The sequence below is a fragment of the Streptomyces sp. NPDC102514 genome, from assembly GCF_055584525.1.
In genome coordinates, this window is sequence record NZ_JBVJLW010000005.1 from 12,040 (window position 1) to 36,742 (window position 24,703).

Consider the following 24,703-nt stretch of genomic DNA (forward strand, 5'->3'; position numbering starts at 1 on the left):
GATGATCACAAGACAACGGCTGGCGGCGGGCGCCTGCGCCCTGCTCGCCACCCTGGCGGCCGGGATCGCGCTCCCGCCCGACGCCGTCGCCGACGAGCCCTCGGGGACCGCCGCACCCAAGGTGAACCTGCTCCTCGACGTCAGCGGCTCCATGCGGGCACGGGACATCGACGGCCAGTCCCGGATGGCGGCAGCGAAGCAGGCCTTCAACGAGGTCCTCGACGCGACCCCCGAAGAGGTCGAGCTGGGCATACGCACACTCGGCGCCAACTACCGCGGCGACGACCGCAAGACAGGCTGCAAGGACACCGAACAGCTCTACCCCGTCGGGCCGTTGGACCGTACCGAGGCGAAGACCGCGGTCGCGACCCTGTCGCCCACCGGCTGGACCCCGATCGGCCCCGCGCTCCTCAAGGCAGCCGACGACCTCGAAGGCGGTGAGGGCTCCCGCCGTATCGTCCTCATCAGCGACGGCGAGGACACCTGCGCCCCGCTGGACCCGTGCGAGGTGGCACGCGAGATCGCCGCCAAGGGGATCGGCCTCACCATCGACACGCTGGGTCTGGTGCCGAACACCAAGCTCCGGCAGCAGCTGAGCTGCATCGCGGAGGCGACCGGCGGCACGTACACCTCGGTCGAGCACACCGACGAACTCACCGACAAGGTCAACCAGTTGGTCGACCGTGCGGCCGACCCGGTGGTGACACCCGTCGCCGTCGAAGGCGCCGACGCGTGCGCGAAGGCTCCCGAGGTCAAGTCGGGGCTGTACACCGACCGTGAGGAGTTCGGGCAGCACCGCTGGTACCGCGTGGACCTGCCGGCCGGCTCCGAACTGCGCGCCTCGGTGAGCGTCGCGGCCGACCGCCAGGTCAACCGCGACTACGGGGTGTCGCTGCGGGCGGTCACCACGAACGGCCGTGAGATCGTGCGCGGCGAGACCACCGGCACCGGGCGGACCGACGTCATGTCGGCCGGTCTGCGCTATCCCAAGGCGGAGAGCGACGACTCCGACGACTCCGGGTCCGCGAGCGAGGTCGTGTGCCTCCAGGTCGCCAACTCCTTCTCGGCGGCCTCCGGCGTGAAGACCACACCCGGTCTGCCGCTCGAACTGACCATCGACATCGTGGACGGGCCCGACGCGTCGAGCGACGTGGCCTCCTTCGGCCTCGGCCGCGGCTGGTGGCTGCTCGGCGCACTGGTGCTCACCGGCTTCCTCGCGGGTGTGCTGTGGGGTTGGGTCTCGCGCTGGCGGGTCGCGGTCTGGAGGACCAACTGATGCGTACGAAGCTTGTGTTGAGAGCGGCGAGTGCGGGGCTGCTGCTGCTCGGGGTCGCGGCGGTTCCCGCGGTGGCCGACTCCTCCCCCTCCGCGAGCCCGTCGGACGACTCCGACGCGCCCACCTCGGCGGGGACGTCCTTCCGGACGGCGGCCGAGGTCGACCAGGGGCAGCGGGCGACCGCCGGGGCGTCCACGGGTGACTACCTGTACTGGTCGTTCCCCGCCGACGCCGGGCAGCGGCCGACGGTGAAGGCGAAGGTGAAACTGCCGGACTCGCACGCCTCCGCGACCTGGCAGATCGATGTGTACGACGGGCTGCGGCGGCGTCAGGCGTGCCAGTACGGGGCGCAGACGCGGACCGCGGCGCAGGACGTCGGCTCGGTGGAGCTGTCCTGCACGCTGCGCACGGTGCGGGCCTGGTCCGAGCCGTGGGCCGACGATCCGCTGCCGGGGACGTACTACATCCGGCTGACCACGGTCGGGCTGACCGCTGCCGACCTCGGGCTGCCGGTGACCACCGAGGTGCGGGTCGACTCCAAGGAGATCGGTGGGGCGGCGGCGGTCGACGGCTCGCTGTCCGAGCCGTTGGTTCCTGGGATCGCGGTCAAGGCCGCGGCCGAGGCCGAGTCGGACGACGAGGAGTCCGACTCGCCTGCGGCCGTGCTGTCCAGCATCGAGCCGGATGACGGGTGGGCCTCCGGGTGGTGGTCCGACCGGTGGGTCTGGACGGGGATCGGGGGTGTGCTCGCCGCTCTCGCGGGGATCGGGGGGTACGCACTGACACGCGGAGCGGGGCGGCCGCGGCCGTAGCGTTGGGCACGTCACCGGTGTGCGGGTGCATCGTGGTTGGCCGCGCCGTTCCCCGCGCTCCTTCGGGGGCCGTGCGTACGTCGTCGACTGCGGGTGCGTCGTGGCTTGTCGCGCCGTTCCCCGCGCCCCTTTGGGGGCCGTGCGTCCGTCGTTGGGTGCGGGGCGCGTCGTGGCTTGTCGCGCAGTTCCTCGCGCCCCTGAGGGGGCCGGCCAGGGCCGCCCAGGGGGCGCGGGGAACTGCGCGGCCGGCCACAGCGCACCCGCAGCCGACAACGGCCCCAGGCCCCGTCCCACCCAGGGGCGCGGGGAACTGCGCGGCCGGCCACGGCGGACCCGCAGGTGAATTCGGGCCCGGGGTGCCCAAGAGCCCGTGGGCCGGTGACGCACCCGGGTGGGTCAAGGTTCGCGCAGTGCCTTTGACAGAGGGCTCTCGCCCGAGACCGCCACGCGGTGCGTGCGTATCGCTTCCGCGAGTGTCAGGTCGCCGCGGCACAGCGCCGTGCACGTCTCCGTGTCCAGGGCGAGCCGAGCGTCCGGCGCAGAGGGCGCGGACCCCTCCCCGTAGACCGGCTGCTCCCCGACCCCGGCGCCGGCACGGACATAGAACTCCCCCTCGTCCAGGCGAACTTGGACAACCCCTTCACCGAACCCCTCCAACGCCCGCAACAACGGCAGCGCGAACCAGTGCGCCCGCACCGCATCCGTGGGCCGCCGTTCCCCGAGCAGCGGCGCCCCCCACTCCCCGAGCGCCTGCAGCACGGGCAGCAACTCCCGCCCACGGCCGGTGAGTTCGTACACGTACACCGCCCCCGGCGGCGGCATCCGGCGGCGCGTCGTCAGACCGTCCCGTTCCATGTCCTTGAGCCGGGAGGCGAGGACATCCGTGCTCACCCCGGGCAGATCGGCATGCAGGTCCGTGTAGCGGCGCGGCCCGGCCAGCAGCTCGCGGACGATCAGGAGGGTCCAGCGGTCACCGACGGCGTCGAGCGCCCGGGCAGCGGAACAGTACTGGTCGTAGCTTCGGCGAGGTGACATGCGACGCAGTCTAGACAACTTGTTGGACTTTCCAAGCGTGAACTTGGTAAAACCAAGCAACACCACAACCTGGAGGTGCGCACCGCATGGAGTTCCGGCAGTCGAGCAAGCTCAGCGAGGTCTGTTACGAGATCCGGGGCCCGGTCATCGAGCACGCGAACGCCCTGGAGGAGGCAGGCCACAGCGTGCTGCGCCTCAACACGGGCAACCCCGCGGCCTTCGGCTTCGAGGCCCCGCCGGAGATCCTCCAGGACATGATCCGGATGCTCCCGCAGGCACACGGCTACACGGATTCGCGCGGCATCCTGTCGGCCCGCCGCGCCGTGGCGCAGCGCTACCAGGAACGCGGCCTCGAAGTCGACGTGGACGACGTCTTCCTGGGCAACGGCGTCTCCGAACTCGTCTCGATGGCCGTCCAGGCCCTCCTGGAGGACGGCGACGAAGTCCTCATCCCCGCCCCGGACTTCCCGCTCTGGACGGCGGTGACGACCCTCGCGGGCGGCAAGGCCGTGCACTACCTGTGCGACGAACAGGCCGACTGGTACCCGGACCTCGACGACATGGCGTCGAAGATCACGGACCGCACGAAGGCCGTCGTCATCATCAACCCGAACAACCCCACCGGCGCGGTCTACCCCAAGGAGATCATCGAGGGCATTCTCGACCTGGCCCGCCGGCACGGTCTGATGGTGTTCGCGGACGAGATCTACGACCAGATCCTGTACGACGACGCCGTGCACCACACGGCCGCCGCGCTCGCCCCCGACCTGGTGGTCCTCACCTTCTGCGGCCTGTCGAAGACGTACCGCGTGGCGGGTTTCCGGTCCGGCTGGATGGTGGTGACGGGGCCGCGCCAGCACGCGAAGAGCTATCTGGAGGGCCTCACCATGCTGGCCTCCATGCGGCTGTGCGCCAACGCCCCGGCGCAGTACGCCATCCAGGCCGCGCTCGGCGGCCGGCAGTCCATCCACGAACTCACCGCGCCCGGCGGCCGGTTGCGCGAACAGCGTGACATCGCATGGGAGAAGCTGAACGAGATCCCCGGCGTCTCCTGTGTGAAACCGAAGGGCGCGCTGTACGCGTTCGCGCGGCTCGACCCCTCGGTCCACAAGATCCACGACGACGAGAAGTTCGTCCTCGACCTGCTGCTGCGCGAGAAGATCCAGGTGGTCCAGGGCACCGGCTTCAACTGGCCGCACCCCGACCACTTCCGCATCCTCACCCTCCCGTACGCCGACGACCTGGACGCGGCGATCAGCAGGATCGGCCGGTTCCTGAGCGGCTACCGGCAGTAGAGGGGGATGTCAGACCCAGGTCGTAGCCTTCGTCCTCGATGAAGAGTTCCGCTCTGGGGAAGGAGCATCCCGTGACCCGACCGCCGACCGCCGCGCAGCGGCGCGTCATCGACGCCGCCGATCCCGTGAGCGGGCGCCTCAGGGGTACGGAGAGCATGCTCGCGGCGCTGGTGCGGCACGGGCTGGCCTTCCGGCACCCCCGTCCGCCGCACGACCACTTCCTCACACCGGCCGGGCACCGGATACGCGAGGAGCCGGCCGCCCCGGTGGCGGCCCCCGCCGAGGCCTCCGTACCCGCCGGTTCGGCCTCGGGCGTGTTCGCCGCGCGGGTGGGCGGCGAGGAGAGCGCCGACGCCGGGCCGTCGCGCCTGCGTGAGGTGCGCGGTGCCTGGCAGGGGCTGCTGGAGATGCGCCGGATGACCAACACGGGCGGTGTCATGGACCGGCCGTGCGCATGGGAACGTACGCATCTGGTGCAGGCCGCCGCCCTGGCCCTGGAGGCGGCGGGACTGCGCCCGGCGGGGGCGGGCCCCAGCGCCGCGGGATACCGGGTGCGGGCGACACCCCAGCCGGAGGCCGTCGCCGTGCGCGAGCCGGACGCGGCGGCACTGCGGGAGTGCGCGGTGACGCTGGAGAACGCCGGCTGGCAGGTCAGCGAGCACGCAGAACCGCGCACGGGAGCGCGCTACCTACTGGCTTCGCCCCGCCGGTCCTGAAGACCCCAACGACCCTGCGCAGACTGCCGGTTGTGCGACCTCTGACGCCAGATCATCGCCGAGACCTTCCAGGCCCGACCGGTTCACTCCGGCTGGTGGCGGGCGTCGTACGCGGCGCGTGACTCGGCGATCGTGACGCGGTGCCGTTCCGCCCAGTCGGTCAGGCCCAGCAGCGAGGCGTGCAACTCATGCGCCACCGCCGTGAGTTCGTACTCGACCTTCGGTGGGACCGTCGGGTGGACGGTGCGCGTGAGGAGTCCGTCGCGCTCCAGATTGCGCAGGGTCAGCGTGAGCATGCGGCGACTGATGCCCTCGATGCTGCGCTCCAGTTCGGTGAAGCGGATCGGTCCGTGCGCCGCGGCCACGATGATCAGAACGCTCCATTTCCCGGCGACCCTGTCAAGAACCTCGCGGACGGGACACGCGTGCGCGTTCACGACCTGCGAGGTAACACGGGTGTTCCCCTGGGACATTCGGGTGCCTCCTTACGGCCGCTCTCCATGGTCACTGACGATGTCCTCCGTTACAAGTCGTGCACCTATGGAACGTCCAGCACGTATACGGAGGCCGTGACCATGTCGTCCCCGATCGGAGCCCGCACGACGGGGCTCACCCAAGACAGTCCGGAGCCCGCACACCCCTCGCGAACGTACTCCCGCCGGGCGTCTCTCGTCGTGCTGTGCGGGGGCGCGCTGATGACGATCCTCGACGGCAACGTCGTGACCGTGGCGATGCCCGCGATCCAGAGCGATCTCGGCTTCTCGTCCGCGGGGCTCGCCTGGATCGTGAACGCGTATCTGATCCCCTTCGGCGGACTGCTGCTGCTCGTGGGGCGGCTCGGCGATCTGGTGGGACGCCGACGGATGTTCACCGCGGGCCTCGCCCTGTTCACCGTGGCGTCGGTGCTGTGCGGGGTCGCCACCGGCCAGGGCACGCTGATCGCGGCGCGGGCGTTGCAGGGCGTCGGCGGGGCGATGACCTCGGCGGTCGTCCTGGGCATGCTGATCGCACTCTTTCCCGAACCGCGTGAACAGGCCGGGGCCATCGCGGTGTTCAGCGCGGTCGGGGCGGCGGGCGGTGCGCTGGGCACGTTCCTCGGCGGGGCGCTCACCCAGGCGCTCAGCTGGCACTGGATCTTCCTGGTCAATCTGCCGATCGGGATCGTCGCCTGGATCGCCGCCCTGCACGTCCTCGCTCCGGACCGCGGCGCGGGGCTCGGCAGGGGCGCCGACTATCCGGGGGCCGCGCTGGTCACGGGTGCGCTGATGCTCACGGTCTACACGATCGTCGGCGCCGGAGAGCGGTCGGTCGGCGGCACGCTGATCCTGGCCGCGGTCTCGCTCGCGCTGTTCGCGGGCTTCATCCTGCGGCAGGCGCGGGCCGCGCGTCCGCTGCTGCGGCTGAGGCTGTTCCGCTCACGGCTGCTCACCGGCGCCAACGGTGTGCAGATCCTGATGATCGCGACGATGTTCGGGTTCCAGTACATCGGGGCGCTCTACCTCCAACGGGTCCTGGGATACGACGAGTTGCGGACGGGACTGGCGTTCCTGCCCGCGCCCGTGCTGATCGGGGTGCTGATGCTGGGCCTGTCGGCGCGGACGATCGGCCGCTTCGGGGCGTACCGGGTGCTGCTCGCCGGGCTCGTGCTCATCGTGGCCGGGATGGGCCTGATGAGCCGGATACCGGTGTCCGGGTCGTACGTGGTCGATGTGCTGCCTCCAATGCTGTTGCTCGCGGCGGGGTTCGCTGCCGCGATGCCTGCGGTGACCGGGCTCGCCATGTCCGGGGTGGCGGGGGAGGATGCCGGGCTTGCGTCCGGGCTCTTCAACACCACGCAGGTGGTGGGGGGTTCGTTGGGGCTGGCGGTGCTGACGACGCTCGCGGCGGGGCGTACGGATCAGCTTCTGCGGGGCGGTCAGGTGTTCGCGGTGGCAACCGCTGAGGGGTATCGGTTGGCGTTCGCCGTCGCGGCGGGGATCGCGGGGGTGGGGTTGGTGGTTGCGGGGGTGCTGTTGCGGCCGGCTCGGGATTCTCTCGCCCCCGCCACCCCTACCCGTTCCCGTCACTGACTCGGGGGCTCCGCCCCCGAACCCCCGCTCCTCAAACGCCGGAGAGGCTGACCAATAGCCCGTCCGGCGTTTGAGGACGAGCGCGCAAGCGCGACAGGGGGTCTGGGGCGCAGCTCCAGGGTCGGGAAGGGCAAGGGCGGCGGGGGCGAGAAAACGCTTGACGGGTATACGTCACTCTCAATCTCTGGTAGGAAACTTTCCTAACAGTACGGAAGAGCGACTCCCACCCCCACTGGAGGTCCCGTGCACACCCCCCACACCCCCATAAGCTCCTCCCGTCGCACCATCCTCGCGATGATCGGAGCAACCCTGGTGGCAGGCCCAGCCCTCACCGGCACCCCCGCGAGCGCCCAAGGCACCGCGGCCCCCGGCCTCGACGACCCGGCGAAGAAGGAGATCGCCATGAAGCTGGTCTCCAGCGCGGAGAACTCCTCGCTGGACTGGAAGGCGCAGTACCAGTACATCGAGGACATCGGCGACGGCCGCGGCTACACCGCGGGCATCATCGGGTTCTGCTCGGGCACGCACGACATGCTCGACCTCGTCGAGCTGTACACCCAGCGCAAGCCGGGCAACCCGCTGGCCGGTTACCTGCCCGCCCTGCGCCGCGTCGACGGCTCCGACTCGCACGAGGGGCTGGACCCCGGTTACCCGGACGCCTGGCGCCGGGCGGCCCAGGACCAGGCGTTCAAGCAGGCCCAGAACGACGAGCGGGACCGCGTCTACTTCAACCCCGCGGTCCAGCGCGGCAAGGCGGACGGCATCGGCACGCTCGGCCAGTTCACGTACTACGACGCCATCGTCATGCACGGCAACGGCGGCGACAGCACGAGCTTCGGGAGCATCCGCAACCGGGCGCTGGGCCGGGCCAAGCCCCCGGCCCAGGGCGGCGACGAGGTCTCGTACCTCAACGCCTTCCTCGACGCCCGCGTGTGGGCGATGAAGCAGGAGGAGGCCCACTCGGACACCAGCCGCGTGGACACCGCCCAGCGGGTGTTCCTCAGGAACCGGAACCTGAACCTGAACCCGCCGCTGGACTGGCAGGTCTACGGGGACAGTTTCCACATCGGCTGAGGAGCCAGGGGAACCTGAGGAACCCGAGGAGCCCGGAGAACCGGGCCGGTGGCCGCTCGCTCGCGAACCGTCAGCGAGCGGCCACAGGACCCGGACCCGTGCCCGCACCCGGAGTCGTCGGAGCCGGAACCGAACCCGGCCCCACCCCCGGCCCCGGCTCCATCGGTGCCGTCACCTCGTCGCACTCACGGCTTGCGCCCAGGTGGTTGAAGACCAGGTTCAGCGCCACGGCCGCCACGCACCCGGTCGAGATCCCCGAGTCCAGGATGATCTTCGCAGTCTCCGGGAACGCGTGGTAGAACTCCGGCGCGGTGATCGGGATGATGCCGACGGCCAGCGAGACCGCCACGATCAGGACGTTGTTGTCCTTCTCCAGACCGGCCTTGACGAGGGTCTGGATACCGCTCGCGGCCACCGAGCCGAACAGCACCACGCCCGCCCCGCCGAGCACGGGCCGCGGGACCACGGCTATCAGCGACGCGGCCATGGGGCACAGGCCCATCAGGACGAGGAAGCCGCCGCCCGTGGCCACGACGTACCGGCTGCGGATGCGGGTCATCGCGACCAGGCCGATGTTCTGGGCGAAGGCGCTGCACATGAAGCCGTTGAACAGCGGGCTGACGGCCGAGCCGAGGGTGTCGGCCCGCAGGCCCGCCGCGATGGTCCTCTCGTCGGCGGGGCGGCCCACTATCTCCCCCAACGCCAGCATGTCCGCGGTCGATTCGGTCATCGAGACGACCATCACCACGCACAGCGAGAGGATCGCGGCGAGATGGAACTGCGGGGCTCCGAAGTGGAACGGCGTCGGGAAGCCGACGACCGCCGCGTCGGCGACGGGCGCGAAGTCGGTGACACCGAACGGGATCGCGACGAGCGTGCCGGCCACCAGGCCCAGCAGTACGGCGATCTGCTTGACGAATCCGCGGGTGAAGCGGCGCAGCAGCAGGACGATGAGAAGGGTCGCGCCCGCCAGGCCCAGATTGGTGGTCGAGCCGTAGTCGTGGGCGGCCGGGTCGGGTCCCTGGGCCCAGCCGAAGGCGACCGGCATCAGGGATATGCCGATGAGGGTGATGACCGTGCCGGTGACCACCGGCGGGAAGAAGCGGACCGCCTTGCTGAAGAAGGGGGCGGCGAGGAAGCCCAGGACACCCGCCACGATGACGGCGCCGAAGATGACCGGCAGCGCGTCGCGCTTGTCGTCGGTGGAGTTGACGACCGCGATCATCGGCGCGACCCCGGCGAAGGTGACGCCGTTGACGAAGGGCAGGCGGGCGCCGATCTTCCAGATGCCGAGGGTCTGCAGGAAGGTGGCGAGTCCCGCGGTGAACAGACAGGCACCGGTGAGGAAGGTCAGTTCGGTCGCGGTCAGGCCCACGGCCGCGCCCACGATCAGGGGCGGGGCGACCACTCCGGCGTACATGGCGGCCACGTGCTGCAGTCCGCTGGTCGCCATCTTCAGGGCGGGGAGTTTCTCGTCGACCGGGTGTTTCTCCGGGCCGGTCGCGCTTACGTCCGTACTGCTGGGCAGGTGCTGGGCAGCCACGGCGGCTCCTCCGGTCGGGTACACGTCGGCGTTGACGTGGGTGTCAGGGAGGTCTTTTCGGCAGGACTTTCTGGCAGGACGGCGCCCGTCACGGAGGGGGCGTGGCGGGGCGTACGGACGGAAGGGGACCGTTCCGGGGCGCGGGCAGTTCGTGCGCGCGCCCCGGAGACGGTCACCGCGGACCCCGTTCGGGTCGGCGGCCACCGGCCGAGGGCCGTCCCCCTCGGCCGGAGATCATGGCGGGGACGAGGTCAGGCCCGCGCGGCGATCCGCGCGAGGCGCTGGGCCTCGTCCCGCGTGGAGCGGGCGATGGCGTCCTCGTCGACGTTCAGCAGCCGGTTGTTCTCGACGATCTGCTCACCGTTCACGAAGGACGCGGTGACCGGCGCCGCGGCGCCGAAGACGAGTGCGGTGACCGGGTCGGCGATCGACGCGTGGGCCAGGGTGTCCAGCTTCCACAGCACGAGGTCGGCGAGCTTGCCCGGCTCCAGGGAGCCGATCTCCGGCGCCCGGCCCAGGACTTGGGCTCCGCCGTACGTACCCAGCCGCAGCGCCTGACGGGCGTTCAGGGCGGCCTCGCGGTGAGCGCCGAGGCGGTTGATGAGCAGGGCGTTGCGCAGTTCGGTGTGCAGTTCGCCGGATTCGTTGGACGCCGTGCCGTCGACACCCAGGCCGACGGGGACGCCGGCCGCGAGCATGTCGGGCACCCGCGCGATCCCGGCCGCCAGACGGGCGTTGGAGGAGGGACAGTGGGCCACCCCCGTCCTCGTACGGGCGAAGGCGGCGATGTCGGAGTCGTTCATGTGGACGCAGTGGGCCATCCACACGTCCTCGCCGAGCCAGCCGGTCGACTCGAAGTAGTCGGTCGGACCCATGCCGAACAGTTCCTTGCAGAACTGCTCCTCCTCGACCGTCTCCGAGCCGTGGGTGTGCAGCCGCACCCCCTTGCGCCGGGCCAACTCGGCGCCCTGGCGCATGAGTTCGGTGGACACGGAGAAGGGCGAGCAGGGTGCGACGGCCACCTGGGTCATGGCGCCGAAGGAGGCGTCGTGGTGTTCGTCGACGGTCGCCTCGGTGGCGGCGAGGGCGCCTTCGAGGGTCTCGACGGCGAAGTCGGGCGGCAGCCCGCCGTCCTTCTCGCTGCGGTCCATGGACCCGCGGGCCAGGGTGAAGCGGACACCCGTCTCACGTGCGGCGCGGATGATCGAACCCGACAGGTCGCCGGACCCCTCGGGGAACACGTAGTGGTGGTCCATGGCGGTGGTGACTCCGCCGCGGGCCATCATGCCGAGGGAGCCCTGGGCCGCCGCGTACGTCATGCGCTCGTCGATGCGCGCCCAGGTCGGGTACAGGGCGACGAGCCAGTCGAAGAGGTTGTGGTCCGTGGCGAGGCCGCGGGTGATCCACTGGTAGAAGTGGTGATGGGTGTTGACCAGGCCCGGGGTGACGAGGTGGCCGGTCGCGTCGATCCGGCGTACGACGTTCTCCAGGCACTCGGGGGCCTTGCCCGCACCCAGCGACTCGATGCGGTCGCCCGCCAGGACCAGATGGCCCGACGTGTACTCGGTGTCGTCGGCGTCCACGGTCGCGATCGAGCAGTTCTCGATGACGATCCGCCGGTCTGCTGCCATGGTTCGTCCTTCTGCCGTGCCGAAAAGGGTTTCCGTCAGGGGGAGTTGCTGACGGAGGCGGGTGCGTCAGAGGTTGCTGAGGTCCACCGGGATGAGTGCCTCGCAGCCGTCCCGCAGGATGGTCGCCTCGATCAGGCCGTACGGCCGGTCGGCGGCGAAGTACACCTCGTTGTCGTTCTTGAGGCCGAACGGCTCCAGGTCGACGAGGAAGTGGTGCTTGTTCGGCAGCGAGAAGCGGACCTCGTCGATCTCGTCGCGGTTCTCTATGATCCGCGCGCCCATCTGGTACAGGGTCTGCTGCAGCGACAGGGAGTACGTCTGCGCGAAGGCCTGGAGCATGTGCCCGCGCACCTGTGCGTAGGACTCCTCCCAGTCGGGCATCGGCTGCTCGTCGTCGGTCCAGTTGAACCGCCAGCGCCCGGAGACCTCGGTGGCGAGGATGCGGTCGTACGCCTCTTTCAGCGTCGTGTACTTGTCCTTGACGTAACCCCAGAATTCGGAGTTCGTCGAGTTCAGGACGACCAGGTCCTTGAGGCCGGAGACGACCTCCCACGAGGAGCCGTCGTACGTGATCTGCGTGACCCGGGTCTCCTGGCCCTTGCGGGCGAAGGAGTGCCCGCCCTCCTCGGCGCCGGCGGCCGACGAGTCCGCCTCCGGGGTGCCGATCCGCTCCCAGGAGTACTCCTCTATACGGATCCGGGCGGTGCGGATCGGCTCCTGCGAGGTCACGAAGTGCCGGGCGAGGTGGATGCCGAACTGCTCGGCGGACTCGATGCCGTGCTCCTTGGCGAAGACGTACACCGTGTTCTTGGTGGTGTCCGTCGGCAGGACGTTCGCGTTGGAGCCCGAGTAGTGGACCTCCTCCATGTCACCGCTGAGGGCGACGGAGACGTTCAGGTCCTTGATGTGGTGGGTGGCGCCGTCCCGGGTGATCCGGACGACGCGGTTCTCGGCCTTGCCGTACTGGTTCTGCGCCAGGACAGCCGGACGGGCGGAACGGGGCTGGGTGGTCATGTCTGCTAGCTCCCTCGGTAAACGGAGTAGCCGAACGGGTTGAGCAGCAGCGGTACGTGATAGTGCTCCCCCGGGCTGACGGCGAACGTGATCGCCACCTCGGGGAAGAACACCGGTGCGGCACCGCTGTCCCGGTTCGCGGGGGCGTCCTGCTGCGCCTCGGCCTGGTTCTTCACGGGCTTGTTCTCGGGCTTGCTCTCGGGGTTGTTCTCAGGGTTCTTCTCGAAGTACGCCTCGACGGCGAAGTCGAGCCGTACGTGTGTGGTGCCCTCCGGCAGGGCCGGCAGGTCCTTGCACCGGCCGTCCGCGTCGGTCGCGGAGCCGCCGAGCGCCCGCCACTGCGCGTCACGGCCGGCACGGGCCGCGAGCAGGACGGCGACTTCCGCGGCGGGGCGGCCGACGCTGGTGTCCAGGATGTGCGTGGACACGGAAGCGACGGCGGCGACGGAAGCGGTGGTCTCGGTGGTCATGCGGGGGCGTCCTCTTCGACGAGTGGGGCGAGCCGGATGCGGTTGATCCTGCCCAGTTCGGTGCGCACGATCTCGCGCTCCTGTGCGGGCGTGTTGCCGCTGCGCTCCTTGAGCGCGTCACGCATCTGTTCGCCGGTGAGGCCGGTCGCGCAGATCAGGAAGACATGGCCGAACCTCTCCTGGTACGCCAGGTTCAGTTCGAGCATCTCCGCCTTGAGTGCGTCGGAGGCGCCGGCCATGCCGCGCTGTTCGCGGGAGGAGGTCGGGTCGCCCGGCTTCGGGCGGCCGATCGGCGGGTGGCCGGCCATCGCCTCCGCCAGGTCGGCGTCGGTCAGGTCGGCCATGGCTGCGTCGCTCCGTGCGAAGAGGTCGTCGCCGGTGGCGTACGGGCGGCCGGTGAGCAGGCTGTGCGCCCAGGCCGTCGAGGCGCACAGCTCGTGGAGGGCGGCGCGGGCCGCGGGTTCCTCCAGGGTGTTGAACCGGGCGAGGCCGCCGGGTGTCGTCGTACTCGAAGTCACGGGAAGCCTCCGTGGCCTTGTGCTGGACGGGCTGCGGTCAGCTAACGCCCTCGGAAACACCACGTCAACACTTTGTTGAAAAATCCAGGTAACGAAGACGTCCGCCACCCGGGCGCCCCGATCCCGGACCGGCCACCGTTCTCCCAGCTCAGGCCCTCTGCCCAGACGTCCCGCTCAGGCGTCCTTCTCGCGGTTCAGGTAGTTGTAGACGGTGAACCGCGAGACGCCGAGCGCGCCCGCCACGGTCTCCACGCCGTGCCGTACGGAGAAGGCTCCGCGCGCCTCAAGGATGCGTACGACCTCCTGCTTGGCCTTGCGGTCCAGTTCGGCCAGCGGCTTGCCGCGCTTGCGCTCCAGGGCGGCCAGGATGTGGTCCAGCGAGTCGGCGAGCTGCGGCAGGCGGACGGCCACGACGTCGACGCCCTCCCAGGAGAGCACCACGTCGTCGGGTCCCGCCTGGTCGGCGGGCAGCATCTCGGCACCCATGGCGTCGACCAGCGGCTTGACGGCCGACACGAAGGGGTCGTCCGCGGACCGGGTCACCGACCCTCCTCCCCGATCACGTTGAGCTGCAGCGAGACCCGGGTGGCACCCGCGTCCAGGGCCTTGCGCAGCAGCGCGTCGACCGCGGCGAGCACCGAATCCGCCCCGCCCTCGGCGGTGTTGCCGAACGGGCCGACGTCGACCGAGTCCAGTTCGGCCGCCTCGATGACCTCGCGGGCGACCAGCGCGTGCGGCGGCGCCTCGTCGAGGTCGAAGGGTTCGGTGGTGAACTCCACTCGCAATCGCACTGTGCCCCCATGGCATCACTCAGGTCCGTGTCTGCGACGGCCCAGGCCCGGCCGACCAGAAGGCGACCCTAGCCCACCCGGAACCCCCCTCCCGGCTGCCGAACGGGACCCGGACCCGACCAGGGACACGCCCGCTTTTCCCGCCGCCCCCTCTTGACAAGGTTCCCCCACGAAGGCAGCCTTTCCATCAAGCAGAAAAGAACTTCCGCAATACGGAACTGCCGATACGGGCCCGGCCATACGGACCTACTCGCCACGGAAGGGAGCGCCGACCCCTATGCCCGGTTTCTCGATGGATGCAGCCGCAGAGCAGCGCTTCAACGTCAACCTGTCGATCCTCTTCACCGAGCTGCCGCTCCTGGAACGCCCCGCGGCCGCCGCGGCGGCGGGCTTCACCGCGGTCGAGCTCTGGTGGCCCTGGACCGACACCCCCACCCCCGACCGCGCGGAACTCGACGCTCTGAAGAAGGCCATCGAGGACGCGGGCGTACAGCTCACCGGCCTCAACTTCTACGCCGGGCAGCTGCCCGGACCGGACCGGGGCGCACTGTCGATCCCCGGCGAGGAGTCCGAGCGGTTCCGCGCGAACATCGACGTGGCCGCGGACTTCGCCCGCTCACTGGGCTGCACGGCCCTCAACGCCCTGTACGGCAACCGCGTCGAGGGCGTCGACCCCGCCGAGCAGGACGAACTCGCCCTGGAGAACCTCGTACTGGCGGCCCGCGCGGCCGACCGCGTCGGCGCGGTCCTGCTGATCGAGACGCTCAACAAGCCGGAGTCGCCGCTCTATCCGCTGGTGAGCGCCGAGGCCGGGATCGCCGTCGTCGACAGGGTGAACGAGGCGACGGGACTCGGCAACGCCCGCTTCCTGATGGACCTCTACCACCTGTCCATGAACGGCGAGGACCTGCCGTCGGTGATCGAGCGGTACGCCGCCAGGACCGGCCATGTCCAGATCGCCGACAACCCGGGCCGCGGCGCACCCGGCACGGGCTCGCTCCCGCTGGCCGACCTCCTCGGCCTGCTGCGCAAGCAGGGTTACGAGGGGTGGGTCGGCCTGGAGTACAAGCCGGGCGACCTGCCGAGCGCCGACTCCTTCGACTGGCTCCCCCGCGGGGCCCGCGCCGCACGCACCGCGCGATGAGCGGCACCTCCCAGTCATAGCAGCGCAGTTGGTCCAGCACAGCAGTTGACGCAGCACAGCAGTCAGCAGTCAGCAGTCAGCAGTCAGCAGTCAGCAGTCAGAGAGGCATCCTCACCATGAGCAAACTTGCCGACAGTTCCCACGCGTCCCGTCCGACGATCGCCTGGATCGGCCTCGGCATCATGGGCTCCCCCATGTCGGAGAACCTGATCAAGGCCGGCTACGACGTCACCGGGTTCACCCTGGAGCAGGACAAGCTGGACCGGCTGACCGCCGCGGGCGGCACCGCGGCCGGGTCGATAGCCGAGGCCGTACGGGACGCCGACGTCGTGATCACGATGGTGCCGGCCTCCCCCCAGGTCGAGGCCATCGCGTACGGGCCCGACGGCATCCTGGAGAACGCGCGGTCCGGCGCCCTCCTGATCGACATGTCCTCCATCACCCCGCAGACCTCCGTGGACCTGGCCGAGGCGGCGCAGGCAAAGGGCATCCGGGCCCTGGACGCCCCGGTGTCCGGCGGCGAGGCGGGCGCGGTCGAGGCCGTGCTGTCCATCATGGTCGGCGGCGAGCAGGCCGACTTCGACCAGGCCGAGCCGATCTTCGAAGCGCTGGGGAAGACCATCGTGCTGTGCGGTCCGCACGGCTCCGGCCAGACCGTGAAGGCCGCGAACCAGCTGATCGTCGCCGTGAACATCCAGGCGTGCGCCGAGGCCGTGGTCTTCCTGGAGAAGTCGGGCGTCGACCTGAAGGCGGCCCTGGACGTCCTGAACGGCGGCCTCGCCGGCTCGACCGTACTGACCCGCAAGAAGGACAACTTCCTGAACCGCGACTTCAAGCCGGGGTTCCGCATCGACCTCCACCACAAGGACATGGGCATCGTCACGGACGCCGCCCGCAACGTCGGTGCCGCGCTGCCCGTCGGCGCGGTGGTCGCCCAGCTCGTCGCGTCCCTGCGCACCCAGGGCGACGGCGGCCTGGACCACTCCGCGCTGCTGCGCGCGGTCGAGCGCCTCTCCGGCGCGAAGGTCTGACCGCCCGCCCCCACAGACCCGGGCGGCGCCGGCGCTGACACCTGTCCTGTCGCGCCCAAGCGGCGGCGCCGCCCGGTACCAACAACTCCACAGCTGCGCCCAGGGTCTGACGGGAGGTCAGCCCGTGGGCGCACCGCCCGCGAGGACCGTGGACCCGGATGAGGGGTAGTCCACGGAACGAGCGGGCAGGGCGAGGGCCGCGGCGGTGCGCACGCCAGTGCGGTGGTGAAGGTCCCGGGGCTCCCTTCTCGACATGAGGGAAGGGAAGCGTTCGGAACCGTCGCACCGCCGCGGTCCCGGCCGAGAACCGACGACGAAGAGCGCCGAGTACGGAGAGTCCCGTACTCGGCGCTCTTCGTCGTCCGTACGCCGGGGGGCGTACAGCGGTGGGCGTACGGCCGCTACGGAACCCTCAAATCAACCTCTGAACATGACCCGCGAGGCTTCAACTCACCGTGCTGTTGGGCACATTCTCAGCACATGGGGCCCGCCGGCACGGGGGCGGCGGGCCCCCTTGAGGAGTACACCGCGGGCTGGTCGTGGAACGGGGGTGGGACGCATGGGCAGCCGGTCGAGGTGTCGGCACGAGCCGTTCGCGGCGCTGTCGCGAAGCGGGCCACCTGCCGCGGTGACGGTCGCACCGCGCGACGCACCACCCGACGCACCACTCGGGGAGTAGCGCGAGGCGGGACACAAGGGAAAGCACGGGGGCGCCGGGTTCGGCTCGGGTCGCGGCGGGGGCGGCCGGGACCGGACACGGCGCGAGGCCCCGTCCTGACGACTCAGGACGGGGCCTCGGCTTGTCCGGGTGGGCTTGTCTCGGGGTGGGCTTGTCTCGGGGTGGGTCGGACCTTCAGGTCAGGGTTCAGACCTTCAGGGCCCTGATGGACGTGGGCGCGTGGCCCGGCTCGGTCGCGATCTCCTCGAACTCCACGACGTTGCTGATGTCGTTGGTCGTCGACATCGAGATGTTGGTGACACGCTCCAGGATCGCCTCGACGACCACCGGCACCTGGAACTCGGCGGCCAGCTTCTTCGCCTGCTCGAAGGCGGCGCCCAGCTCGCCCGGGTCGGTCACCCGGATCGCCTTGCAGCCGAGCCCCTCGACGACCTTGACGTGGTCGACCCCGTACACGCCCAGCTCGGGCGAGTTGATGTTCTCGAACTCCAGGTTGACCTGGAAGTCGATGTCGAAGCCGCGCTGGGCCTGCCGAATGAGGCCCAAGTAGGCGTTGTTCACGAGCACATGGACGTACGGGATGCGGTGCTGGGCCCCGACGGCCAGTTCCTCGATCATGAACTGGAAGTCGTAGTCGCCGGAGAGCGCGACCACCTGCGCGCCGGGGTCGGCCTTGGCGACGCCGAGCGCGGCGGGGACGGTCCAGCCGAGGGGGCCGGCCTGACCGCAGTTGATCCAGTGCCGGGGCCGGTAGACGTGCAGCATCTGCGCGCCGGCGATCTGGGAGAGGCCGATGGTGGTGACGTACCGCGTCTCCGGGCCGAAGGCCTTGTTCATCTCCTCGTAGACGCGCTGCGGCTTGATGGGGATGTCGTCGAAGTGCGTACGCCGCTGGAGGGACGCCTTCTTCTCCTGGGCGGCCGTGGCCCACCCGGACCGGTCCGGCAGCTTGCCCTCGGTCTTCAACTCCCGTGCCACCGCCACGAACAGCTCCAGCGCGGCTTTCGCGTCGGACGCGATGCCGAAGTCCGGGGCGAAGATCTTGCCGATCTGGGTGGGCTCGATGTCGACGTGCACGAACTTCCGTCCGGCCGTGTAGACGTCGAGCTTGCCGGTGTGGCGGTTGGCCCAGCGGTTGCCGATGCCGAGGACGAAGTCGGACTCCAGGAAGGTCGCGTTGCCGTAGCGGTGCGAGGTCTGGAGGCCGACCATGCCGGCGTTCAGGCCGTGGTCGTCGGGGAGGATGCCCCAGCCCATGAGGGTGGGAACGACCGGGACGCCGGTCAACTCGGCGAACTCGACGAGGAGTTCGGAGGCATCGGCGTTGATGATCCCGCCGCCCGCGACGATCAGCGGCCGCTCGGACTCGTTCAGCAGCGCGATCGCCTTCTCGACCTGGGCACGGGTCGCGGCGGGCTTGTAGACCGGCAGCGGCTCGTACGTCTCCGGGTCGAACTCGATCTCGGTGAGCTGGACGTCGATGGGCAGGTCGATGAGGACCGGGCCCGGACGGGCCGAGCGCATCAGATGGAAGGCCTGCTGGAAGACGCCCGGGACCTGGGCCGCCTCCAGCACGGTGACCGCCATCTTGGCGACCGGCTTGGCGATCGACGCGATGTCGACGGCCTGGAAGTCCTCCTTGTGGATCACGGCGGTCGGGGCCTGGCCCGTGATGCACAGGATCGGGATGGAGTCGCCGGTCGCGGAGTACAGACCGGTGATCATGTCCGTGCCGGCCGGTCCTGACGTCCCGATGCAGACGCCGATGTTCCCGGGCGCGGTACGGGTGTAGCCCTCCGCCATGTGGGAGGCGCCCTCGACATGGCGGGCCAGGGTGTGGCCGATGCCGCCGGCGGCCTTGAGCGCCGCGTAGAAGGGGTTGATCGCCGCGCCCGGGACACCGAACGCGTCGGTGACGCCCTCGCGCTTGAGGATTTCGACTGCCGCGCGGGCAGCGGTCATACGGGCCATTGCGTACTCCTGCTTCGGCTGCCGGATTCGGGCTCCCGTCGCGCCCCGCGGAGAGCTTCAAATTCCGTATTGCGGAAAGTAACTTCTACTATCTGGAAGCAATGTAGGTGGGCGGCCGGAGGGCGTCAAGGGCGCGCGACGGGGCCGCGTGCGCGGCGAATCATGGGGCGTCCGATCGATTCCCTGCCGGAGGACAGGGTTCCGGAGGACGATGGAGGTGCAGCTCCCCTGTGGTTCGGTGTCACGTGTTCTGGAGAGAGTCATGGCCGAGAGCGTGCCGGTGACGTGTCCGGCCTGTCGGCGCGAGCATGTCTATGCGGCGCCGACGTACCCGTGCGCGTGCGGTGCGCCGGTCACTCCCGCGCTGGACTCGCGGGCGGCCCCCGAGTCCATCACCCACCACACCTGGGACGAGGGCTGGGTGACGATCCCCTGCGGAACCTGCGGCCGCGCGGACCAGTGGCCCCGTCCGGAACTCGGCTGCCCGTGCGGGACGGTGCTGCGGGTACCGGTCGCCGGGGCGGGGCCGGACGGCACGGGCCCCGCCCACATCGCCCCCGACGCGCCGGGCCGCGCCTACACCGATCCCGATGCGGCGGGCCTCACGGAGCCGGGCTGCGCGGAAACGGGCCTCGCTGACACCGGGCGCGCGGAATCCGGCCTCACCGAGCCGGGCTTCACGGAGACCGGCCTCGCTGAGACTGGGCGCGCCGAGAGCGGGCGCTACGGGACCGGGCGGGCCGGGACAGGGCGGGCTGGGACAGGGCGCGACGGGACCGATGCGCGTCCGCGAGGCGCCGACGAGGCACGCGCCTCCGGCGCCGAGGGGGCGGACGGCTTGGTGGGTCCGGACGGCCCGGACGGCCCGGCGGGTCCAGCCGGCTCGGACGGCCCGGACGGCCCGGCGGGTCCAGCCGGCACAGACCGCCTGGCCGACCCGGACAGCTCCGTCGGCCACGACAGTCCTATCCGCTCGCACGGTTCTACCGGCTCGGACGCCCCGAACAGCCCTGTCGGCGCGGACAGCGCAGACCGCCCAGGACGCCCCAACCGCTCGCACAACCGCATCGGCCCGGACTCCCCGAACAGCTCTGTCAGCCCGGACGGCCCGAGCAGCCCTGTCGGCGCGTGCGGCGCAGACCGCCAGGCTGCCCCGGACAGTTCCGTCGACCCCGACAGCCCGATCGGCTCGGACAGCCCCGTCCGCTCGGACCGCCCGGCCGCCCCGGACCGCACAGCCGGCTCGGACGGCCCCGTCGACCCGGGCAGCCCGGGTGACGAGGGTGGCGGCGACGGAGGCGATGGCGGGCAGGGCCCCGACAGCGCCGTACCCCCGGAAGCCGCCGCCGGAGGGGCAGGCCGCCGGCCGGGGGCGAGGCCGCGGTCACGGGCGCAGCGGCTGCCCGCTGCCGTGTCGCTCCCCCTCCCCCGTGCCGAACCCGCGCCCCGCCCCGCGTTCCAGCCGGTGACCATACGTACGGCCCGGGACGCCGTGACCGCCGCCGCGCTGTATCTGCGCTGGCTCGGGTACCGGGACATACGGCGGGCCGACCAGCGGCCACCCTCCGGCATAGGGCTCGCGGCCCGCGGGATGGTCGCCCTGGTCGACCCGACCGTGCGCCCGGCCTCCCTGCGGGACGTGGAGTGCCTGTGGCTGACGGCGATGACGGAGTCGTCCGGCTGCGTCTACTTCTCACTGGCCGGTTACGAGAAGGACGCCCGCGCCCGCGCCGACTCACTGGGCGTCCCCCTGTTCGTACTGGACCTCACCGGTACCCCGCAGCCGGCGAACAGCCTCGCCGACGACCTCGTCGCGACCGGCGCGTGATCCCACCAACTCGGCGAAGCCGTCGCATACTTGACCCCATGACCGTCAGAGCGGCCACTTCCGCCGACCTCCCGCTGCTCCAGGACATCGAACGTGCCGCGGGCGAGCCCTTCCGTATCTTCGGCATGCCGGAGATCGCCGACGACGAGCCGTTCGCGCTCGACGTCCTGGAGCGTTTCCGCAAGGCGGGCCACGCCTGGGTCGCCGAGGACGCCACGGGCAGGCTCGTCGCGTACCTGATCGGTGAGCCCCTGGACGGCGCCTTCCACATCGAGCAGGTCTCCGTCCACCCGGACGCCGCGCACCAGGGCGTGGGCCGGACCCTGATCGCGTACGCCGCCGAGCGTGCGCTGGAGCAGGGGCTGACCGGACTCACGCTCACGACCTTCTCCGAGGTCCCCTGGAACGCGCCCTACTACCAGCGGCTCGGCTTCCGTGTCCTGCCGGAGGCCGACCTCACGCCGGGACTGCGGAGAGTCCTCGCCGTGGAGGCCGAGCAGGGCCTCGACCGCCGCCCCCGGGTGTGCATGTATCTGCCGATGGAGCAGCCCGGGCGGCACGTCTAGGGCCTGTCTGACCATTCCCGTCGTCGCCCGGAGGGCGGCCGGGCGGCGTCAGGCACGCCCTAGGGCGTGTGGTGGTGGATGTCGAAGCCCTCGTCCATGTCCGGGGTGTCGGGCGCGTCCGGGACACTCCCGGATCCCGGGGACCGGGCCGCCACCACGTTCGCCGTCGGGCCGGTGGCGAGCTGTGCCTGGAGCCTCAGGTGGCGGAACTCGAACCCCGCCCCCGACTGGCGCAGCACGCCCCGTTGGTGTGCCTCGTCCAGGAACGCCATCAGCCGCCACGGCAGTTGGCCGGTCGCCGCCAGCCAGCTGCGCGCGACGAGGAAACGGCCCCAGGCGCTCAACGCCAGCGCCGCCGTGCCCAGCGGCAGCCACAGTTGCGTACCCAGGTGCACCAGTCCGCCCCAGTCGCCGGGCGTCGCCACGACGGGCACGCAGACCAGGGCCACGAGCAGGGCCACCATCCCGCCCCGGGTCAGGGACGCGGTCCGGTCGGTGCGCAGCGAGAGGCCGGGGCTCGCCGCGCGCATCAGGTCCGACGGCACGCTCAGCGCGCGGTAGACCCCGCACACACAGCCGCCCACCACACCGATCAGCAGGCCCGCGACCAGGACCGGGGGCAGGTCGCGGGTCACCACGCCCGCCGCGGGCCCCTGGGTCAGCCAGTCCCGGCCCGCGCCGGGCAGGACCGACCGCAGGTTCGTCGGATGGACCGCCGTCGTGCGGGGGCCGGCGCCCGGGGTGATGAGGACGACCACGGCACCGTGCCGTGATTCGAAGACCGTCCGCCGTGACACGAAGTCCACGCACCGGCGCCGGGGCAGCAGGGGCATCGTGCAGTTCGGCGGCCGGGTCGTCCCGGCGAAGGCCACCGGGCGCGCTCCGTCCCCGGGCAGCAGCAGCCCGCCCCGCAGGGTCCGTTCGGTGACGGCGCTGCGCACTCCCGCCCGTTCGGAGAAGTACCAGCCGTCGATCTCCCGGTCCTTCAGGTCTACCGCAGTACGGGACTTGAGCGCGGTCACGCCGACCGCCGCGAACCCGCCCGCCGTGCAGGAGGCGACCCCGATCAGCATCGCCGCGGCGGTGCCCCGGACCGCGCCCGTCACGAACCGGCGGGCGATCCGTCCGGCACGCGGGGTGTGCGCCCCGTCCTGGCCGCCCCCTCGGCTCGTTCCGCTCGCCATCAGGGCGGTACCCGCCCCCGCGCAGGTGGTGCCGAGCAGTACGGTCCACGGGTTGCCCTCCCGGCCCAGCAGGGCCACGCCCGCCGTGGCGGTTCCGGCCGCCGCCAGCGCGGCCCCGCCCAGCCGGGCCGCCGCCCGGCTCATGACCCCGCTCCAGGGCAGGCCGAGCGGGGTCGGGCGGCGGGTGAGTCCCGCGATGCCGAGGAACAGGGTGAACAACTGCGAGAACAGGAATCCGCCGAGCAGATCCGGCATCCAGCCGTCGGTGACGCCGCCGAAGCGGAACCCGAAGCGCAGATCGTCGAAGTACGCGTACCCCGCCCACATCAGCGCGCTCACCCCGATGGTGATGAGCGCCTGCCGCCGCCGGAAACCCCGGTCCGGCTCCTGTGTCCCCCGTCGTCCCCGCCGCCCGGACGGGAGCAGGTACCGGAGCCCGAACGCGAACCCCAGGGTCTGGCCGACGAGCAGGGCGACCAGGGACAGCACGTCCTCAAGACCGGCCAGATCGTCGACCGCGCGGGCCAGGGTGACCGGCAGCAGGAATAAGGACAGCACGGCGAGGGCCAGCAGGCCCGGCGCGTACAGCGCGAGGGTCCGCGGGACCAGCGACTCCAGCTCCCACCAGGCCAGCCGGCCCGTGCCACGGCGGTGCAGCCCCCGGGCCAGCACGGTGAGCCGCCGGGTGGCCTCGCCGGCGGCCGTCGGCCCGGCGTCCGCGAACGCCGCGGGTACGAACGCCTCCAGGAGGTGCCCCTCCACCGCCGCCACCGTGGGAAAGCGCCGGGGGTCGAGCAGGGGTGCGGGGTCGCGGGAGGTGTCGCCGTAGACCGTGCGGGCCAGGGCGACCATCAGCGGTGTGGTGAGCACCTCGGCCAGCGGCAGGCCGGGCCGCTCCGCCAGCTTCCGCAGCACCGGCGTCCACACGGTGTGCGGAACGCCGTCCGCCGTCACACCCAACGGCCGCGCCGAGCGCTCCAGATGCGCCCCGGCCCGTACGAGGTCCAGGGGCCGCAGTTCCACCACCTCGGCCCCGGTGAGTACGTCGCCCTCGTGCACCGCGGCGGCCCAGGCGTCACCGCGGCTGGTCAGCAACAGCGGGGTGCCCGGGTCGAGTTCGGCGTTGATCCGGCGTACGGCGGTCGCGCGGGCGGGGCGGGGCAGTTCGTCGAAGCCGTCGAGGACCGGGGCCACCAGGCCCGTGTCGACCAGGACGCGTGCCAGGGTGCGCCGGTCGTCCGCCTGGGCGGCCAGCGGCCGGTAGTCGGCGGCGAGCCGGGCTGTGAGCCAGTCGCGCAGCGGGGCGCGCAGGGGGTCCCACGAGGCGAGCGGGAAGATCACCGGGACCGGGCCGCCCTCCTGCCGGGTCGCGAGGCGGTCGAGGACGTACCGCATGGCCAGCACGCTCTTGCCCGATCCGGGCTCACCCAGGACCACGACGCGCCGGTCCGGCGGCGCGGTGACCGGCTCCGGGGCGGCCGGATCCTGGACGGCCGGATCCTGGACGGCCGGATCCACGCTGCCCGGGGTGCCGCCGGCCGCGCGTGGGCGGGGCAGCACCGGGCCGGGCGGGATGTTGTACGGATGGTCGGCGAGGCGGCGGTCCGCGAGCGACCACTCGACCTCCAGCGGCGCGGGGTCCTGGAGGCGCCGCAGCCGTGCCTCGGCGGCCCACTGTTCCCGTACGGCCTCCGCCAGCGCCTCGACGGCCCGGCGCCGGTGTGCGCCGTCGCCGTCGGGGCGCGGGGTGGCGTCGCCGCGCAGTACGTCGGCCATCAGTGCCGCGACCGACATGAAGGCGCCGAGCGCCGTCAGCAGGACGCCGGCGGTGGCGGAGTCCTGCCACCAGAAGCGCAGGATCGCGGCCAGTGCCGCGAGTGCCACCGCGCACACGGCGAACCACATGCGTCTGCGCGCCTGCGCGCTGTGCAGTCCGACTTGCATCCCCACCGCTCTCCCACCGCTCCCCCGTCGAACGTCGCGGTCGCGCGACCGCCGGAGTGACCCGTTCTAGTCGTCATCGCGGCGGCGAACTGGCTGTTCGAGACACGTGTGA

General features: G+C 71.4%; 20 protein-coding genes and 1 pseudogene. 10 read left to right on the forward strand and 11 right to left on the reverse strand.

Annotated features, from left to right (window positions below):
• The first annotated feature begins 1 nt into the window (after position 1).
• A complete protein-coding gene (locus ACZ60E_RS14545) occupies positions 2 to 1,276 on the forward strand; it encodes a VWA domain-containing protein (protein WP_384806881.1) in 1,275 nt (424 codons plus the stop codon).
• On the forward strand, positions 1,276 to 2,088 hold the full coding sequence (locus tag ACZ60E_RS14550) for a hypothetical protein (protein ID WP_469440516.1): 813 nt from the start codon (positions 1,276 to 1,278) through the stop codon (positions 2,086 to 2,088). Before ACZ60E_RS14545 ends, ACZ60E_RS14550 begins: the two co-directional genes overlap by 1 nt.
• Positions 2,089 to 2,484: 396 nt before the next feature.
• On the opposite strand, the gene ACZ60E_RS14555 is transcribed toward ACZ60E_RS14550, so the two are convergent.
• Positions 2,485 to 3,123: a winged helix-turn-helix transcriptional regulator gene (locus tag ACZ60E_RS14555; RefSeq protein ID WP_469440517.1), complete on the reverse strand. Its 639-nt coding sequence runs from the start codon at positions 3,121 to 3,123 to the stop codon at positions 2,485 to 2,487.
• A gap of 86 nt (positions 3,124 to 3,209) precedes the next feature.
• On the opposite strand from ACZ60E_RS14555, the gene ACZ60E_RS14560 reads away from it, so the two are divergent.
• The gene (locus tag ACZ60E_RS14560; protein WP_469440518.1) at positions 3,210 to 4,418 is read left to right on the forward strand and encodes a pyridoxal phosphate-dependent aminotransferase; all 1,209 of its coding nucleotides are present in this window, start codon (positions 3,210 to 3,212) and stop codon (positions 4,416 to 4,418) included.
• Positions 4,419 to 4,489: 71 nt separating this feature from the next.
• Positions 4,490 to 5,134, forward strand: coding sequence for a hypothetical protein (locus ACZ60E_RS14565; RefSeq protein WP_469440520.1), 645 nt, complete (start codon positions 4,490 to 4,492; stop codon positions 5,132 to 5,134).
• Between the two features lie 83 nt (positions 5,135 to 5,217).
• Here the strand turns inward: ACZ60E_RS14565 and ACZ60E_RS14570 are convergent, their stop codons facing one another.
• Positions 5,218 to 5,607: a winged helix-turn-helix transcriptional regulator gene (locus ACZ60E_RS14570; protein WP_469440521.1), complete on the reverse strand. Its 390-nt coding sequence runs from the start codon at positions 5,605 to 5,607 to the stop codon at positions 5,218 to 5,220.
• Between the two features lie 102 nt (positions 5,608 to 5,709).
• Here ACZ60E_RS14570 and ACZ60E_RS14575 point away from each other — a divergent pair, with 102 nt between their 5' ends.
• Together ACZ60E_RS14575 and ACZ60E_RS14580 are read left to right on the forward strand one after the other, a co-directional pair.
• Positions 5,710 to 7,203 (forward strand): MFS transporter, encoded by a 1,494-nt coding sequence (locus ACZ60E_RS14575; protein ID WP_469440523.1) that lies wholly within the window; start codon positions 5,710 to 5,712, stop codon positions 7,201 to 7,203.
• A gap of 294 nt (positions 7,204 to 7,497) precedes the next feature.
• Positions 7,498 to 8,277 carry a chitosanase gene (locus ACZ60E_RS14580; protein WP_469440525.1) on the forward strand — a complete coding sequence of 260 codons (780 nt, stop codon included), beginning with the start codon at positions 7,498 to 7,500 and terminating at the stop codon, positions 8,275 to 8,277.
• Between the two features lie 70 nt (positions 8,278 to 8,347).
• Here ACZ60E_RS14580 and ACZ60E_RS14585 read toward each other — a convergent pair whose 3' ends face one another.
• The 7 genes from ACZ60E_RS14585 to ACZ60E_RS14615 all read right to left on the reverse strand — a co-directional run bounded on the left by ACZ60E_RS14585 (position 8,348) and on the right by ACZ60E_RS14615 (position 14,244).
• Positions 8,348 to 9,730: a nucleobase:cation symporter-2 family protein gene (locus tag ACZ60E_RS14585; RefSeq protein ID WP_469441186.1), complete on the reverse strand. Its 1,383-nt coding sequence runs from the start codon at positions 9,728 to 9,730 to the stop codon at positions 8,348 to 8,350.
• A gap of 341 nt (positions 9,731 to 10,071) precedes the next feature.
• Positions 10,072 to 11,451 (reverse strand): 8-oxoguanine deaminase, encoded by a 1,380-nt coding sequence (locus tag ACZ60E_RS14590; protein WP_469440527.1) that lies wholly within the window; start codon positions 11,449 to 11,451, stop codon positions 10,072 to 10,074.
• 66 nt (positions 11,452 to 11,517) lie between these two features.
• Positions 11,518 to 12,465, reverse strand: a complete 948-nt coding sequence (pucL, locus tag ACZ60E_RS14595) for a factor-independent urate hydroxylase (protein ID WP_469440529.1) — start codon at positions 12,463 to 12,465, stop codon at positions 11,518 to 11,520.
• Between the two features lie 5 nt (positions 12,466 to 12,470).
• The gene (locus tag ACZ60E_RS14600) at positions 12,471 to 12,935 is read right to left on the reverse strand and encodes a hydroxyisourate hydrolase (protein WP_384815874.1); all 465 of its coding nucleotides are present in this window, start codon (positions 12,933 to 12,935) and stop codon (positions 12,471 to 12,473) included.
• Positions 12,932 to 13,453 (reverse strand): 2-oxo-4-hydroxy-4-carboxy-5-ureidoimidazoline decarboxylase, encoded by a 522-nt coding sequence (gene uraD / locus ACZ60E_RS14605; protein ID WP_384815876.1) that lies wholly within the window; start codon positions 13,451 to 13,453, stop codon positions 12,932 to 12,934. The genes ACZ60E_RS14600 and uraD overlap by 4 nt, the downstream gene beginning before the upstream one ends.
• 174 nt (positions 13,454 to 13,627) lie before the next feature.
• Entirely contained in the window at positions 13,628 to 13,939 is a 312-nt protein-coding gene (locus ACZ60E_RS14610; protein WP_199854727.1) for a helix-turn-helix domain-containing protein, read from the reverse strand.
• Positions 13,940 to 13,992: 53 nt separating this feature from the next.
• Positions 13,993 to 14,244: a YkoF family thiamine-binding protein gene (locus ACZ60E_RS14615; protein WP_469440533.1), complete on the reverse strand. Its 252-nt coding sequence runs from the start codon at positions 14,242 to 14,244 to the stop codon at positions 13,993 to 13,995.
• 277 nt (positions 14,245 to 14,521) lie between these two features.
• Here ACZ60E_RS14615 and ACZ60E_RS14620 point away from each other — a divergent pair, with 277 nt between their 5' ends.
• On the forward strand, positions 14,522 to 15,388 hold the full coding sequence (locus ACZ60E_RS14620) for a TIM barrel protein (RefSeq protein WP_469440534.1): 867 nt from the start codon (positions 14,522 to 14,524) through the stop codon (positions 15,386 to 15,388).
• Between the two features lie 116 nt (positions 15,389 to 15,504).
• Positions 15,505 to 16,419 carry a 2-hydroxy-3-oxopropionate reductase gene (locus ACZ60E_RS14625; RefSeq protein ID WP_384815885.1) on the forward strand — a complete coding sequence of 305 codons (915 nt, stop codon included), beginning with the start codon at positions 15,505 to 15,507 and terminating at the stop codon, positions 16,417 to 16,419.
• Between the two features lie 865 nt (positions 16,420 to 17,284).
• Here the strand turns inward: ACZ60E_RS14625 and gcl are convergent.
• Positions 17,285 to 19,069, reverse strand: a complete 1,785-nt coding sequence (gene gcl / locus ACZ60E_RS14630; RefSeq protein WP_469440536.1) for a glyoxylate carboligase — start codon at positions 19,067 to 19,069, stop codon at positions 17,285 to 17,287.
• Positions 19,070 to 20,501: 1,432 nt separating this feature from the next.
• Between gcl and ACZ60E_RS14635 the strand changes: the two are divergent.
• Positions 20,502 to 20,897: pseudogene (locus ACZ60E_RS14635) on the forward strand (hypothetical protein); the annotation flags it as partial.
• Between the two features lie 38 nt (positions 20,898 to 20,935).
• Entirely contained in the window at positions 20,936 to 21,463 is a 528-nt protein-coding gene (locus tag ACZ60E_RS14640; RefSeq protein ID WP_469440538.1) for a GNAT family N-acetyltransferase, read from the forward strand.
• 59 nt (positions 21,464 to 21,522) lie between these two features.
• On the opposite strand, the gene ACZ60E_RS14645 is transcribed toward ACZ60E_RS14640, so the two are convergent.
• Positions 21,523 to 24,591: an NACHT domain-containing protein gene (locus ACZ60E_RS14645; protein ID WP_469440541.1), complete on the reverse strand. Its 3,069-nt coding sequence runs from the start codon at positions 24,589 to 24,591 to the stop codon at positions 21,523 to 21,525.
• Positions 24,592 to 24,703: the final 112 nt, after the last annotated feature.